Below are 15,005 nucleotides of genomic sequence, written 5' to 3'. Positions count from 1 at the left end.
TGTGGTTTATCACGCGTCAGTGCTTGAAATGGACTCACTGGCGACCCAGTTTATATAGGCGGGCAGGCCGGCAGTGACCGGCAGCGCCAGGATTTCCGGTACCGCGTACGGGTGCAGTGCCTGCACCTGTCGCTCAAGCGCCGGCCAGGCAGCCCGCACGGTCTTGATCACCAGCGTCACTTCGCTGGCGGTTTCCACCCGGCCCTCCCAGCGATACACCGATTCGACGGCGGGCAGCAGATTCACGCAGGCGGCCAGCCGCGAGCCGACCAGTTCTTTGGCAACAAGACGCGCACACTCGATATCTGGCACATTGACCAGCCCGACCAGCACTTCGCTCAACCGACTGCTCTCATCCATGAAATACCTTTTTCTGCTTGTTCTGGCGTTCCCGCTCATCGAGCTCGCCACCCTGATCGCCCTGGCCGGCCGCTTTGGCGGGGGCCCGGTGTTTCTGGCCCTGCTCGCCGGTGCGGTCATCGGCGTGCTGATCCTGCGCAACCAGCAGCTCGGCGCCTTGCTGACGCTGTCGTCGGTCATGCGCAATGGTCAGCAGACATCGCTGTGGCAGTTGCTGTGGCCACTGCGCTATGTGTTCGCCGGCCTGCTGTTCATCTTTCCCGGCGTCATCAGCGACGTCCTGGCGCTGCTCCTGCTGCTGCCGTTCAAGGGGCCGAAAATCATGGCCGGCCCGATTGGCGGCGATTTCCGTGCCGACCCGTTCGGCCGGCCACCGCAGCGCGACGACGGCACCATCGATGGCGAATACACCCGTGTCGACGAACAGCCTACGCAATTGACCGATCGTAAACCTTAAGGCAACAATCGTCGGGCCAGGTCGGACGCTTCGAAATGCCCGGCCAGCTCGACCACTTTCCGGCGGCTGCTGTCGCCGCTCCTGAGCCGGACTGCCGCGCGGGACACGCCGCAGCGTTCGGCCAGAAACGCCAGCAGGCAGGCATTGGCCTTGCCGTCCACCGGCGGGGCAGCCAGACGAATTTTCAGCGCCTCGCCATGCAGGCCGGCGGTCTCGGTCTTTTTGGCGCCGGGCTGGACATGCAGTGTCAGCCGCGCAAAATCGGGGCCTGTGGTCAACCAGTTCATGTCGTATCCGTTCTGCTTCGCGGTTGCGAATTTTATCAGCACTCAACAGGGAGGTTTCATTATGGATATCGGTATCAGCAAGGAAGATCGCGGCACCATCGTCAGCGGACTCTCGCGCCTGCTGGCAGACAATTTCACCCTGTACCTGAAGACGCACAACTTTCACTGGAACGTGACCGGCCCGCAGTTCCGCACCCTGCACCTGATGTTCGAGGAACAGTACAACGAGCTGTGGATCGCCAACGACCAGATCGCCGAACGCATCCGCACGCTGGGCTTCCCGGCCCCGGCGTCCTACGGCGAGTTCGCCAGGCTGACGTCGATCAAGGACACCGACGGCGTGCCGAAGGCCACCGAAATGATCGAACTGCTGGTGAACGGCCATGAAACCGTGTGTCGTACCATCCGCGGCCAGTTCGCCGCGGTCGAGGCCGCCAATGACCAGCCGACGCTGGATCTGCTGACCCAGCGCCTGGAAGTGCACGAAAAGACCGCCTGGATGCTGCGCAGCCTGCTCGACTGAGCGCGACAGTAACCGGTAACCGCCAAGCCCGCCTGCCTGCGGGCTTTTTTCTTGCCCGCCGTCAACGCCGCCTCATGCACGACGGATCAAACCGGCGCGCAGCGCGGGCGGGCGCAACGCGGTTTCCCCGCGGCAGCGAGGGCGGGGGACAGTGGGCAGCGGCAGGCTGGCGGCGGGCCCGCCCACCCTGCTCACCGCGACATGTTCCTGCCGTTCCGGCCCATGGCGGACTGCAATTGTAGCGCCGTCGCGGCAGGAAAATGCCACGAGTGAAATGACCGTCCGTCGCTCGCGACTTATGGCATGGGCATCCACCATTTACAACAAAGGGTGTCCATCATCATGCAGCGCGCGGGCGGTCCCTGTATGCGAGCCCCTTCCTTCCTGTCTGTCGCCAGCACGTCAACCGGCATTACCTCACTGCTGTTCACCACCCTCGGCGCCGCCGCGGCGAGCTGGATTTCGTTGCAATTCCCGTTCAGCACGGGATTCATCGCTTTTATCTGGCTGCCCAGCGGCTTGTCCCTGGTCGCGATCCTGTGGGGTGGCTGGCGCATGCTGCCGGCGCTGGCTTTCGGCATGACGCTGCCGATGCTGCCGGAGACGCCGCTGGCGCTGTGGCCGGCACTGCTGCTGCTGGCGCTGCTGTCAGCCGGACACAGCGGGCTGATCGGCACCCTGTTCGGGCGCTGGCGCCACCGGCACTGGGATCGCCTCGATCTCGGCGACCTGATCCTGGCCCTGCTGACGGTCGGCGCCATCACGCTGACCACTGCCCTGCTGTCAATTGCCATCTGCGTGGGCAGCGGCCTGCTGCCATGGGGCGCGCTGACCCGTGCCATCCTGCCGTGGTGGAATGCCGATCTGCTGTCACTGGCGGTGCTGCCTCCGCTGCTGATCGCCTGGCGCGGCACGCCATGGCCGGCCGGCCGGCGGCAGCAGGAACTTGCGCTGATCCTGGCCGTCACCCTGGCCAGCGTACTGCCGGTCCTGAACCAGCCGGAACCGCTGGCCTACCACGCATTCATCTACCTGCACTTCATCACCGTGATCTGGATGGCGTTGCGCTTCGGCCAGCGCGAGGTTGCGCTGCTGTGCCTGCTGGTCCAGGCCGGCCTGCTGCTCGGCTGGGGCACGCAGCACCAGTCGTTCCAGCAGCAGATGACCGATCAGTTGCTGCTGCTGACCGGTGCGGCGATGGGCCAGATCGTGACCGTGCTGGTCGCCGCGCTGCGCGCCCGCAACCAGCAACTGGAAAACCTGCTGGCCAGTACCGAGGCGCAGAAACGGGACCAGGGCGCCATCCTGTCGCGGGCACTGATGCTGATGCCGTCCGGTGTGGCGATCATCCGCGCGTCCGACGGCCATATCGTCGACTGCAATCCGCGCATGTGCGAGATGTTCGGCGTGGAAAGACAGGCAATGCTGGGCCGCAGTTCGATCGAATTGTGGCTGTGGGACAATCCGGCCGACCGTGACACGCTGGTCACCACCCTCGATCAGCCGCTGGCGCAGGAATTCTGGATGCGGCACAGCGACGGCAGCCGCTGGCGGGCGCTGGTCTGTGCGTCCTGGCTCGATCTCGGCGGCGAGGCGCACTATCTGGCGATGATCAGCGACATCGACCGGCTGGTGCACGCCGAGGCCACGGCGCTGCACAGTGAACGCCGCATCGAGTCCGCGCTCAGTGCTGCCGGCATCGGTTACGTCGATCTGGACTTTGCCCGCAACCGCGCCAGCGGCAACGAGGCCATGGCCCGCTTTTTCGACTATCCGGTCGCCGGCGAGCACGACATTTCACCGATCCGGACTGACTGGATCGACCGCATCCATCCGGAAGACCGGCAGAAGATCGCCGATGCCTTCTGCGCCATGCAGGCGTTCAGGGATATTCCGCGCCGCAGCGAATTCCGCATCCGCGACGGCGACAACTGGCGCTGGATGGTCTCGACCATGGAACCGATCGAATCGACCCGGGACGGGCGCGTCCTGCGCTGGGTCGGCACCTATGTCGACGTCAGTGCCCAGCATCAGGCGGTCGAGCAGCTGCAACTGGCCGCCCATGTGCTGTCGCACAGCTCGGACGCCATGGTGATCTGCGACACCCGGGGCAACATCCTGCAGGTCAACCACGCGTTCGAACGCCTGACCGGCATGTCCCGCACCCAGGCCATCGGCGCGTCGCTGGCCCGCCTCAGCGGCCCGGAATGCCACTGCGAAACGCCGCCTGACAATCAGGCCTGGGAAGGCGAACGGCCCTTCCTGACCGCCAGCGGGCAGTTGCTCGCCTGCTGGCAGCGTCAGACGCCGGTCACCGATGCCCTGGGCGAAACCCGCCATCTGTTCATCACGCTGACCGACCTGACCGAACGGCGCCGTGCCGAGGCCCGTATCCGCTTCCTCGCCGAGCACGATCCGCTGACCGGCCTGATCAACCGGGCCGCATTCAGTGAGAGGCTGGAGCAGGCACTGCTGCAGTCGCAGCGCGACGGCAGCAGCAATGCGCTGATGTTCATCGATCTGGACAATTTCAAGCAGGTCAACGACAGCCTCGGCCATGCCGCCGGCGACCTCCTGCTGCGCGAGGTGGCCCAGCGCCTGCGCGGCGTGGTCCGCGCCAGCGATGTGATCGGCCGGCTGGGCGGTGACGAGTTCGTCGTGCTGCTGAGCCGGATTCCCGACCCGGGCGATGCCGCCCAGGTCGCGGAAAAGATCCTGGCCACGCTGAACGAGCCGTTCAGCCTGGCTGGCGACGAGGTCCAGTCGCCGGCATCGATCGGGGTGGCGCTGAGCCCGCAGGACGGCAGCGACAGCGATCTGCTGATGCGCCACGCCGATGCCGCCATGTATTTCGTCAAGACCCACGGCCGGCATGGCTGGCGCTTCTTCGCCCCGACCATGCAGGCCGAAGTGATCGAACGGCGCGAACGCGAGCAGGCGCTGCGCCGTGCGATCGAGACTTTCGACTTCGAACTGTGGTACCAGACCGAACACGATATCCGGACCGGTTCGGTCATCGCCATCGAGGCCTTGCTGCGCTGGCGTGACGAGGCCGGCCTGTTGCGACCGGCAGCCGATTTCATCGCACTCGCCGACGATATCCGCCTGTCCACCGAACTGACCAGCTGGACCCTGAACGCCGCCTGTGGACAGGCCCGCCACTGGCGCGACAACGGCCTGATCCAGTGCCCGGTCGCAGTCAACCTGAGCCCGCGCCAGTTTGCCGATCCGGCACTGACCGAGCATATCGCCAAGGCGCTGTCCGACAACCGGCTGGATGCGGCCTGGCTGGAGATCGAGGTGCCGGAGGCCTCGCTGGTGCAGGATATCGTCCATACCCGCCGTCAGTTCGCGGCACTGTCCGCCCTCGGCGTGCGCGTGGTGGTCGATCATTTCGGGGCCTCCGCCTTCGACCTGCTGCTGCTGTGCCAGCCGCCGCTGGTCAGGCTCAAATTCGACCGCGCCCGCCTGCAGCACCTGCTTGCCGACGGACGCGCGGTACCGGCGCTGGCGGCCTTCCTGTGCGCGCTGGGGCTGCCGCTGACAGCCAAGGGCGTCGAGCACCTGGACGAACTGCCGATGCTGGCCCGGCTCGGCCTGCGGCATGTGCAGGGCATTGCGGTCGGCGAACCGCTGTCAGCCGGCGCCATGACCGCGCGGCTGACGGCATCGAATGACGCCCATGCTAAAATGACCGCCATCTCGCCCCCCGCGTCCTGAGCTGCACGGCCGGAGGGCGTACGCCGCGCAAGGACGTCCCGACCATCGTGCACCCGGATCTCACCTACGACTCATCGCCCCGACACGCGCCGCTCTGGCTGGCGGTGGGGGTGTCGTTTGCCGTGCATGTGGCCATTGTCATCGGCATCCGCTGGCAGCCGGCACTGCCGCTGCCGGCCGACCCGGTGCCGCTCGAAGTCGTGCTGAGCGCCGGCGCAGCGCACGACAAGCCGGTTCGCGCCACCGTCGCCGCGCCGCCGGCGCCGGCAACGGTCAGGCCGGACAGCACGCCACAGCGGCGCCATGACGCACCGAAAGCCAAAGCCGACCGCCCGGTCCGCGAACCAGCCCCCCGCACCAGACCCGAGACCGCCGACATCCCTGCCAGCGAACCGGCACCCCGTCCATCGCGTCACGTTCCGGCACACCAGGCAACACCGCGAACCGGCACCCCCTCGTTCACTACCGGCGACCTGCTGGCCGACGCCAGGGCTCTGGCGCGGGCGGACAGCGACACGGCGGCACCACCGGCGGCCGGTGCCGCCTCCCGTCGCGCCGTCATCAGCGCCACGACCCGCGATGCGGTCTTCGCCAGCTATGCCGAGGACTGGCGGCGGAAGATGGAACGCGTCGGCAACCTGAACTACCCGCAGGATGCCCGTGACAAGGGGGTCTACGGCCGTCTGAAGCTGCGGGTCGACATTCGCGCCGACGGGTCGCTGATCGATGTCCGCATCCAGCGCGGCTCCGGCCATCCGGAGCTGGACGACGCGGCAATCCGCATCGTCCGGCTGGCGGCACCGTTTGCCCCGTTCCCGCCGGCACTGGCCCGCGACTACGACCAGCTGGCCATCATCCGCAGCTGGAACTTCACCCGCGACAACCAGTTCGCAGCCGGAAACTGAGCGTTCCCCTCTCGCAGCCCGGTTGCCGCAGCGCTTACAATGGCGTTTTGCGGAGAGCCCCATGTACGAAGTCAATCGCAGCGTCATCATCGTCAAGCCCAGACAACCGTTCGTCGACTGGCTGCTCGGCCTGCCGTTCGAAATCGATGCCGACGAGGTCAACCTGGTCAATCTGCGCCGCGACAGCAATGCGCTGCTGGTGCCGGCCATCGAGGACTACGACGATCTGCGCGCCGTACTGAAGCAGCGCTGGCCGGACATTTTCGAGGCGGAGCTGGCCGACTGGTGCGCCGACGACACGCTGTGGCCGGAAAAGCGCACGCAGAACCTGTTCTCGCAGTGGTTCGAGATCGAACTGTCGTCGGTGCTGACCGACCTGTGCGATGAGCCGCTGGAACGCGAAGCCTACGATGACATCGAGTTGCCGGACGCCGAATAAGGCTTGCCCGGCGGCAACCCGACTGTGCTGTAATGGCGGGAAAACGAGCGTTTGAACTCGTTCGTGGCCACACGGCCACCCCCCGCCATTCGACAAAGGAGACTCCGATGCATCAGACCGACATAAAGGTTCGCGGTTATCATCTCGACCTGTACGGTCACGTCAACAACGCCCGCTACCTGGAATTTCTCGAGGAAGCGCGCTGGGCCTACTTCGATGTGCACACCGATCTGTACGGCTTCATGCAGACCGGTCTGGCCTTCGTCGTCGTCAATATCAACATCAGCTACCGTCGCCCGGCACTGATGAACGAGATCCTGACCGTCGATACCGCGGTCAGGGACGTCGGCAACCGCTCGGCCGTCATCCGCCAGGTGATCCGTCTGCAGGGCAGCGACACGGTGGTGGCCGAAGCCGACGTGACCTTCGTCCTGTTCGACAGCAAACAGAATCGTGCCGTCACCATCGAGGGCGAGATCCGCGCCCTGATGGACCGGCTCGCCGCCGAGGACTGAACCCGGCGGCCACTGCAAGGGGAATCTGAATGAAGAAGGCGATTGCCGCCGTCCTGGTGCTCGCGGTCGTGGCCGTGGCCGGCTATGCGCTGACCAGCCGCGATCCGGCGCCATCGGTGACCTACACGTCGATGGATGCGCGGAAGATGACGACCGACTCGCTGAAAGGCAAAGTCGTGCTGGTCAATTTCTGGGCCACCAGCTGTCCCGGCTGCGTGAAGGAAATGACCGAATTCAGGCAGATCTACCAGCAGCTGGCGCCGCAGGGGAAATACGAAACCCTGGCCGTGGCGATGAACTACGACCCGCCCAACTACGTGAAGACCTTCGTCACCGAGAACAAGCTGCCGTTCCCGATCGTGCTCGACAGCGACGGCAAGCTGGCCGAGGCCTGGGGCGGCATCCAGCTGGTCCCGTCGACCTTCCTGGTCGGCAAGGACGGCCAGGTGATCAAGCGCTATCTCGGCGAACCCGATTTCAGGGAACTGAGACAGCTGATCGACCAGGCGATCGCCGCCTGACCGGCGCAGCCGGGGGCACCAGCGGGCTGAATGCCGTCGGCGCCCCGGCCTCAGGTCCGTCTCAGCGTGCCTTGATTTCGGTCCACAACCGGTTCAGCTCGCGCCGGTCTTTTGCGCCAAGGTCCTTCAGCAGTACCAGCCTGTCGCGGGACGGATCGGCCATGATCACCTTGTTGGCCCTGATCTCCGGCTGCAGGTAGCTCAGCGCTGCCCGGTTCGGGTTGACCGACCCCATGATGTTGGACACGTCGGCCGCATTCTTGCCGTCCAGCAGGAAGTTGATGAACTGCAGCGCCAGGTCCGGACGCTTCGCGTTCTTCAGGATCACCAGGTTGTCCAGCCCGAGGATATTGCCTTCCTTCTGCAGGTTGTAGCCGATGGTGAAGTTGCGCTTCGCTGCCTTCGCATCGTGCATCACCTGGAAGAAGTCGTTGGTGAAGCCGTGCACCAGCCAGATATTGCCGACCGTCAGTTCCTTGATATAGCTCTGATTGTTGAACGCGGCCCAGTACGGCTTGGCCTTGCGGATCACCGCGGCGGCGGCCTGCAGGTCGGCCGGGCTGGTACTGTTGGCGTCACGCCCCAGATACATCAGTGCCGCGCTCATCAGCTCGCGCTGGCTGTCGAGCACGGTCACCCGTCCCTTGAGCTTGCCCAGGTATTTCGGATCGAACACCGCTGCCCAGCTGTCGGTCGGAATGCCGAGGGCGCGCATTTTCTCGCTGTTGTAGCCAAGGGCGGTAATGCTGGCGAGCAGCGGCGCGCCGACGGCATTGCCCGGGTCGAACGGGGCATTCAGCTTCAGGTAGCCGGCATTCAGGTTGGCGAAGTTCGGCAGTTTCGCCCGGTCCAGCGGCTGGGTCTTGCCCTGCTTGATCAGTGCCTGCATCGCATAGGTGGTCGGCACGACCATGTCGTAGCCGGTCGCACCGGCGGCCAGCTTGGCCAGCATTTCCTCGCTGTCGCCGTAATAGTCTTCCTGCACATCGCACTTGCACTGTGCCTCGAAACGTTTGATCGTCACCGGGGCGATTTCGTTGTTCCAGTTGAAAACGCGCAGCACATCCCTCGCCAGGGCGCTCCCGGACAGGGCAACGATCGTGGCGGCGAGAACGAGCTTCTTCATTATGGTGGGCTCCTGTGCCGGCATCGCCCGGAGCGGGCCGGGCCGGCGGGGTGGGTGGGAAAAACGGGGGGACATGCCGACGCGGCCGTCAACAGACGGCCGCAGTGCCTGCATCGGACGTCCGGCGCAGCGTCAGACGTTGACCATGTTGTCGCGGTGGATCAGTTCCGGTTCACCGACATAGCCGAGCAGCGCCTCGATATCGCGGGTCGGATGGCGCATGATCAGCCGCGACTCGTCAGACGAGTAGTTGACCAGCCCGCGCGCCACTTCGTTGCCGTCCTCGTCGACGCAGGCCACGGCATCGCCGCGCAGGAAGTCGCCCTGCACCTCGCTGACGCCGATCGACAGCAGGCTGGTGTGCTGCTCGCCCACCGCGCGCACGGCGCCACGGTCAAGCACCAGCGCACCGGCCAGCCGCAGGTGGTCGGCCAGCCACTGCTTGCGGGCGATCATCCGGTCCGAGGTCGCCACCAGCTGGCTGCCGATGGATTCGCCATCGGCCAGCCGCGACAGCACGTTCGCTTCGCGCCCGCTGGCGATCACGGTCGCGGCGCCGCTGCGCGCGGCGCGCTTGGCGGCGAGGATCTTGGTCAGCATGCCACCGGTGCCGACACTGCTGCCGGCGCCGCCGGCCATGGCTTCCAGCGCCGGGTCGCCGGCCTGCCCCTCATGGACGAACTCGGCCGCCGGGTTGCTGCGCGGGTCGGCGGTGTACAGACCGCGCTGGTCGGTCAGGATCACCAGCGCATCGGCTTCGATCAGGTTGGTCACCAGCGCGCCCAGCGTGTCATTGTCGCCAAAGCGGATTTCGCTGGTCACCACGGTGTCGTTCTCGTTGATGATCGGCACCACGTTCAGCGCCAGCAGCGTGTTCAGTGTCGAGCGCGCGTTCAGATAACGGGTACGGTGGGTCAGGTCCTCATGGGTCAGCAGCACCTGGGCGGTTTTCAGGTTGTGGGCGGAAAACGCCTGTTCATAGGCCTGGCACAGGCCCATCTGGCCCACGGCGGCGGCGGCCTGCTTCTCGTGCAGCGCCGTCGGACGGGCGTTCCAGCCGAGGCGTTTGACCCCCTCGGCGACCGCGCCGGAACTGACCAGCACCACCGCCTTGCCACGCCGCATCAGGTCGGCGATTTCCCCGGCCCAGCGATCCAGCGCGGCATGGTCCAGCCCTGCGCCATCGTTGGTAACCAGACTCGAACCGACCTTGACCACGATGCGCGTGGCGGCGTGAATGACCGACTGCATGTAATTCTCCAGACAAGACGAACGGCGGTCCGGTCAAGCCAGCCGCCGCAATGAAGTGCCGATTATCGCGCGTTCGGCGCGCCGGTTGTAGGCCACCAGATCAAGGAACGGCAGCCTGTGTGCCGCAGACCGGACAGGCCGGGTCGCGGACCAGCCGCATGCGCCGCCATTCACCGCTTTTGCCGTCCAGCAGCTGCAGGCGGCCGACGGCCTCCGACGGAATGCCGGCCAGCAGCTTGATCGCCTCCATCGCCTGCAGGCTGCCGATGACCCCGACCAGCGGCGCCAGCACGCCGAACAGCGCACACGGGCCGTCGGAGGCATCGCCCTCGTCCGGGAACAGGCAGTGATAGCACGGCATGTCGGGCTGGCGGTAGTCGAACACTGCGAGTTGGCCGTCGAAGCGCACCGCCGCGCCGGAAACCAGCGGCGTGCCGGTGGCGACGCAGGCACGGTTGACTGCATGCCGGGTGGCGAAATTGTCGCAGCAGTCGAGCACGATGTCGGCTGCCGCCACCCGCGCCAGCAACGCCGCACCATCGAGCCGCTCGGCCACGTCGTGCACGACGATGTCCGGGTTCAGCTCCAGCATGCGCTGGCGCGCGCTGGCGGCCTTGTTGACGCCGATGCGGTCGGTCGCATGCGCGACCTGGCGCTGCAGATTGGTCAGATCGACATCGTCGTCATCGCAGACGGTAAGGGTGCCGATGCCGCTGGCGGCCAGGTACAGCGCCACCGGGCTGCCGAGGCCGCCGGCACCGACGATCAGGGCGTGGCTGTCGAGCAGGCGCTGCTGGCCATCGATGTCGATCTCGGGCAGCAGGATATGCCGCGAATAGCGGATCAGTTGCGTGTCGTCCATGCCGGGATTGTGCCGGGTTTTGCCGTCTGGCGCAGTCCGCCATTCGGCGGAGGGTCAGGCTTCCTCGACCACCTTGCGCTGGAAGCGCACGCCGAGCTGCTTGAGCTTGCGGTACAGGTGGGTGCGTTCCAGCCCGACCTTCTGCGCCACGCGGCTCATATTGCCCTTCTCCAGCGAGATGTGATGCTCGAAGTAGCGACGCTCGATCTGTTCGCGCAGCTCGCGCAGCGGCAGGTTGAAGTCAAAGCCCAGCTCCTCGATCGGCTTCTCGACCTTGAACTGCGACAGCACGCGCAGGACGTCGGGCGCGTCGATCTCGTCGTCCTCGACCGTCAGCGCCAGGCTCTTGACGATGCCCTTGAGCTGTTCGAGGTTGCCCGGCCACTCGTACTGGCGCAACGCGTTCAGCGCCGCCGTGGTAAAGCGCTTCAGCGGGGTCTGCTTGCTCTCGACCAGTTCGGCAACGATCTGGTTGGCCAGATCGACAATATCCTCGGCATGCTCGCGCAGCGCCGGAATCGGCACGATCACGCTGGCCAGCGTGGTCAGCAGCCGGTTGTCGCACTCGGGATCGACCAGCAGGTCGGACAGCGGCCGGCTGCAGGCGCAGACCACGCGAGCGTTGTAGCGATCAAGCTTGGACAGCAGGAACAGCAGCCCCTGCTGCGCCTTCTTGTTCAGGTAGGCAATGTCGCCCAGCCACAGCACGCCGTTGTTGGCTTTCTGCAGCAGGTCGAGCGGCGCATCCGCCAGCGTCTCCGGCTTGGCGACCGTGACCCACGGCGTATTCTGCGCATGCAGGAAGCGCGCGACCAGCTCGAAGCCGACCCCCGGCTCGCCGGACAGCAGCACCGGCGTCTTCAGCGCGGCAACGCGTTCGAGGTTCTTTTTCAGTTCCTGGACCGGCGCGCTCTTGCCGAGCTTGTTCAGGTCCAGCGCCTGCGCCGCCTGCATGTCGCCATACTTCAGCGCACGCTGGATGGTGCTGAGCAGCTTGGCCAGCGCGATCGGTTTCTCGAGGAAATCGAACGCGCCGATGCGGGTCGCCTCGACCGCGGTGTCGATGCTGGCATGACCGGACATCATGATGACCGGCATGTTCAGCTGGCCGGACTTGGCCCACTCCTTCAGCAGGGTGACGCCGTCACAATCCGGCATCCAGATATCGAGCAGCACGGCCGCCGGGCGCACCTGGTTGCGCAACTGCCGGGCCATTTCGGCGTTCTCGGCCACGGCGGCGGTATAGCCTTCGTCGAGCAGGATCTCGGAAAGCAGCTCTCGAATGCCGACCTCGTCGTCAACGATCAGGATGTCACTGCTACGCATGGTGTCTCCGATAGGGGCAGCATCACCCGCATTTGTGCGCCATGGGGCGACACATTGCCGGCACTGATACTGCCTTTATGCTCTTCAATGATTCGTTTGACCACCGCCAGCCCCAGGCCGCTGCCTTTGGCTTTGCTGGTGACATAGGGATCGAATGCGCGCGGCAGGATTTCGGGCGGGAAGCCGGCGCCATTGTCGGTCACCGTCATCACAACTTGTTGATCTGCAATGAACGTCCTAATTTCTATGATCGCCTCGGCAACGTCAAGCGTGGCATCCTGCGCGTTCACGACCAGATTGTGTATGACCTGGCGCAGCAGGGCGGCATCGGCCAGGATCGGCAGTTCGCCGTCGTGGAGATCCATCCGTACCGACGGGTTGGATTCGTACAGCATCATCACTTCGCGCACGATCGCATTCAGGTCGGTGGCCGCCATCCGGCTGGCCGGCGCGCGCGCGTAGTCGCGGAAGGCGTCGACCATGCCCTTCAGCGCCGCCACCTGCTTGATGATGGTATCGGTCGAGCGTTGCAGGAAATCGGCGTCGTGCGCATCGAGCTTGTTGCCGAGCTTCATCGCCAGCCGTTCGGCCGACAGCTGGATCGGTGTCAGCGGGTTGCGGATCTCGTGGGCGAGCCGCTTGGCAACCTCGCCCCAGGCCGCATCGCGCTGGGCACGGACCAGATCGGTCACTTCGTCGAAGACCACCACCCGCCCGGCGCCATCCGGCAGCAGGCCGCCGCGCACCAGCAGCAGCCGGCCGTCGCTGAGTTCGATCTGCTGCTGCCAGTCGCTTTCGTCACGGTCCAGCCTCGAGTAGACCGACGACACGAAGGCTTCCAGCGCCGGTGCCCACGCCAGCCATTCCGGCAGCGGCGTCAGCGCCAGCATGTTCAGGTCCCAGTCGAGAATGCGCGACGCGCTCTGGTTTGCAGCCGTCAGCCGCAGGTCGGCATCGAAGGCCAGCACGCCGCTCGACAGCGCGGCCAGGATGCGTTCCAGATAGGCGCGGTTGGCCTCGATCTGTTCGCGCGCGGCCTCTTCCGCCTGCTTGGCATCGGCCAGTTGCCGCGTCATCCGGTTGAACAGCGCGGTCAGGATGCCGAGCTCGTCGCGGCGGTAGATCGGATGCTGGCGCGAGAAGTCGCCCTGGGCCACCGCCCGCGTGCCGGCAGCCAGCGCCGACAGCGGTGCCGACAGCCGGCGCGACAGCAATGCCCCCAGCCCGACGGCCGCAAACAGCGACAGCAGCAGGGTCAGCGACAGCGTCAGCCGGTAGAACTCCTTCAGCCCGTCCCGCGCCAGCACCAGCTTGCGGTAATCGGCCCGGGTCGCTTCGACCTGCTCGGCATCGACCGCCAGCTGCTGCGGCGCCGGCTGCACGGCCACCAGCGTGACCGTATCGCCGTAGCCGATGCGGTTGATGCGCTGGGCCACTTTCAGCAGCAGCGTCGCCCCGCCGCCGCCCTCGATGCCGCGCCACTCGCTGGTCGCATCCAGCGCACCGCCAAAACTCGCCGCCGGCGGCGGAGGCGGCGACATGTTGTTGTCCGGACACGAATAGGCGATCAACCGGTCGCGGCTGTCGAACAGCGCCAGCTGGCGAATGCCCAGCTGTGAGCGCAGGCGGTCCAGCCGTTCGGCCTGCAGGGCCGGCGTGGCGTTGGCCAGTTCGCGGGCGGCCACGCTGTTGCGCGCGGCCAGATCGGCCAGAAGCGCATCCAGCGCCGAGCGGCCGAGGTTCAGCCCGCGGTCCAGCGCACTTTCGACCTGGACGTTGAACCAGCTTTCGATGCTGCGGTTCAGGAACTGGACCGACATGGTAAACACGAGAATGCCCGGCAGCACCGCCACCAGCGCGAACATGCTGGTCATGCGCAGCGTCAGCTTGGCGCCGAACACGCGTTCGCGCACGGCACGGCGCATGCGCCACAGCTCGCGCCCCAGCACCGCCACCAGCCCCAGCACCAGCAGCCCGTTCAGCGCAAAAATCCACCAGTAGTAATCGGTCAGGCTCGACGTGCTGCCGGACGCAATGGCCAGCAGGTACAGCAGGCCCAGCCCGAGTACGCCGAGCGCAATCAGCCAGGGGCGCATCAGTCGTCTCCTTCGCCCTGCCCGCTGGTCAGCGGAATCCAGTCCGAATCCAGCGCCCAGTCGTTCGACTTGATGATGTTCAGCTGGAACGGCTTCGGCAGCCGGGTGGTGTCGAGCGTCAGCCGGATGCGACCGGCGAAGTCTTTCAGCGGCGAGCGACCGACGACCGAGCGTGGCAGCACACGCCAGCTGCGCGCCGAGCCGATGATGGCCAGGGCGTCGTCAAGCCGGGCAAAACTCAGGTACAGGTTGCCCTGGCCGATGCCGACGCGGTACTGCCGGGTCAGCGGGTGCCAGGACAGCCGGTAGCGCTGGGTGGCGGTCGGCTCGAACCAGTCGCCCAGCGAGCGCCACCAGGCGGTGGTCCGTGGGCGGGTCAGTTCGAAATCGAGGCGAAAGGTCAGCATGACACCCTGTTCGAGCGCATCGGACAGGGTCGGGTTCAGGTGCAGGGCAAAACGGCTGTTGACGGCCAGTGCGCCATCGCTGATGACCAGTTGCGCGATCCTGGATTCGACCGGCGCCGGATCGGCGGCGTGAACCGCCAGCGGCATCAGCGCCGCGAGCGAAAGAAACAGGGTCAGGAGTAGCGCAAGGCCACGGGACATGCAAAGCCT

The 15,005-nt window shown here is 66.1% G+C and carries 15 protein-coding genes; 7 read left to right on the top strand and 8 right to left on the bottom strand.

The window, feature by feature from the left end; genetic code table 11:
• Positions 1–9: 9 nt before the first annotated feature.
• The gene (cutA, locus tag ACYVG8_RS12020; protein ID WP_036385476.1) at positions 10–360 is read right to left on the bottom strand and encodes a divalent-cation tolerance protein CutA; all 351 of its coding nucleotides are present in this window, start codon (positions 358–360) and stop codon (positions 10–12) included.
• Between cutA and ACYVG8_RS12015 the strand changes: the two genes are divergently transcribed.
• Positions 359–817 (top strand): FxsA family protein, encoded by a 459-nt coding sequence (locus tag ACYVG8_RS12015; RefSeq protein WP_028498554.1) that lies wholly within the window; start codon positions 359–361, stop codon positions 815–817. The genes cutA and ACYVG8_RS12015 overlap by 2 nt on opposite strands.
• On the opposite strand, the gene ACYVG8_RS12010 is transcribed toward ACYVG8_RS12015, so the two are convergent.
• The gene (locus ACYVG8_RS12010) at positions 814–1,104 is read right to left on the bottom strand and encodes a DUF167 domain-containing protein (protein WP_028498555.1); all 291 of its coding nucleotides are present in this window, start codon (positions 1,102–1,104) and stop codon (positions 814–816) included. The two genes, ACYVG8_RS12015 and ACYVG8_RS12010, sit on opposite strands and share 4 nt — an antisense overlap.
• 61 nt (positions 1,105–1,165) lie before the next feature.
• Here ACYVG8_RS12010 and ACYVG8_RS12005 point away from each other — a divergent pair, with 61 nt between their 5' ends.
• From ACYVG8_RS12005 to ACYVG8_RS11980, 6 genes are all read left to right on the top strand, one after another.
• Positions 1,166–1,627 (top strand): Dps family protein, encoded by a 462-nt coding sequence (locus ACYVG8_RS12005; protein ID WP_028498556.1) that lies wholly within the window; start codon positions 1,166–1,168, stop codon positions 1,625–1,627.
• A gap of 366 nt (positions 1,628–1,993) precedes the next feature.
• Positions 1,994–5,347: a bifunctional diguanylate cyclase/phosphodiesterase gene (locus ACYVG8_RS12000; protein WP_460745884.1), complete on the top strand. Its 3,354-nt coding sequence runs from the start codon at positions 1,994–1,996 to the stop codon at positions 5,345–5,347.
• Positions 5,348–5,394: 47 nt separating this feature from the next.
• Entirely contained in the window at positions 5,395–6,252 is an 858-nt protein-coding gene (locus ACYVG8_RS11995; protein ID WP_156952483.1) for an energy transducer TonB, read from the top strand.
• Positions 6,253–6,313: 61 nt separating this feature from the next.
• Positions 6,314–6,691: a hypothetical protein gene (locus ACYVG8_RS11990; protein ID WP_028498558.1), complete on the top strand. Its 378-nt coding sequence runs from the start codon at positions 6,314–6,316 to the stop codon at positions 6,689–6,691.
• A 107-nt stretch (positions 6,692–6,798) separates the two neighbouring features.
• Entirely contained in the window at positions 6,799–7,206 is a 408-nt protein-coding gene (locus ACYVG8_RS11985) for an acyl-CoA thioesterase (RefSeq protein WP_233495165.1), read from the top strand.
• A 29-nt stretch (positions 7,207–7,235) separates the two neighbouring features.
• Positions 7,236–7,727 carry a peroxiredoxin family protein gene (locus ACYVG8_RS11980; RefSeq protein WP_460745881.1) on the top strand — a complete coding sequence of 164 codons (492 nt, stop codon included), beginning with the start codon at positions 7,236–7,238 and terminating at the stop codon, positions 7,725–7,727.
• Positions 7,728–7,788: 61 nt separating this feature from the next.
• Here ACYVG8_RS11980 and ACYVG8_RS11975 read toward each other — a convergent pair whose 3' ends face one another.
• The 6 genes from ACYVG8_RS11975 to ACYVG8_RS11950 all read right to left on the bottom strand — a co-directional run bounded on the left by ACYVG8_RS11975 (position 7,789) and on the right by ACYVG8_RS11950 (position 14,996).
• Entirely contained in the window at positions 7,789–8,853 is a 1,065-nt protein-coding gene (locus tag ACYVG8_RS11975; RefSeq protein ID WP_460745879.1) for an ABC transporter substrate-binding protein, read from the bottom strand.
• A 132-nt stretch (positions 8,854–8,985) separates the two neighbouring features.
• The gene (proB, locus tag ACYVG8_RS11970; protein WP_028498562.1) at positions 8,986–10,104 is read right to left on the bottom strand and encodes a glutamate 5-kinase; all 1,119 of its coding nucleotides are present in this window, start codon (positions 10,102–10,104) and stop codon (positions 8,986–8,988) included.
• Positions 10,105–10,204: 100 nt separating this feature from the next.
• Positions 10,205–10,966 carry a HesA/MoeB/ThiF family protein gene (locus ACYVG8_RS11965; RefSeq protein WP_028498563.1) on the bottom strand — a complete coding sequence of 254 codons (762 nt, stop codon included), beginning with the start codon at positions 10,964–10,966 and terminating at the stop codon, positions 10,205–10,207.
• Positions 10,967–11,020: 54 nt separating this feature from the next.
• A complete protein-coding gene (locus tag ACYVG8_RS11960) occupies positions 11,021–12,292 on the bottom strand; it encodes a sigma-54-dependent transcriptional regulator (protein ID WP_028498564.1) in 1,272 nt (423 codons plus the stop codon).
• Entirely contained in the window at positions 12,271–14,388 is a 2,118-nt protein-coding gene (locus ACYVG8_RS11955) for a sensor histidine kinase (RefSeq protein ID WP_028498565.1), read from the bottom strand. The genes ACYVG8_RS11960 and ACYVG8_RS11955 overlap by 22 nt, the downstream gene beginning before the upstream one ends.
• The gene (locus ACYVG8_RS11950) at positions 14,388–14,996 is read right to left on the bottom strand and encodes a DUF4390 domain-containing protein (protein WP_036385479.1); all 609 of its coding nucleotides are present in this window, start codon (positions 14,994–14,996) and stop codon (positions 14,388–14,390) included. The genes ACYVG8_RS11955 and ACYVG8_RS11950 overlap by 1 nt, the downstream gene beginning before the upstream one ends.
• Between the last annotated feature and the right edge of the window lie 9 nt (positions 14,997–15,005).

This window comes from Microvirgula curvata, assembly GCF_054781615.1.
The sequence above is the reverse complement of the archived record's forward strand: the minus strand, read 5'-3'. Positions and strand labels throughout refer to the sequence as shown.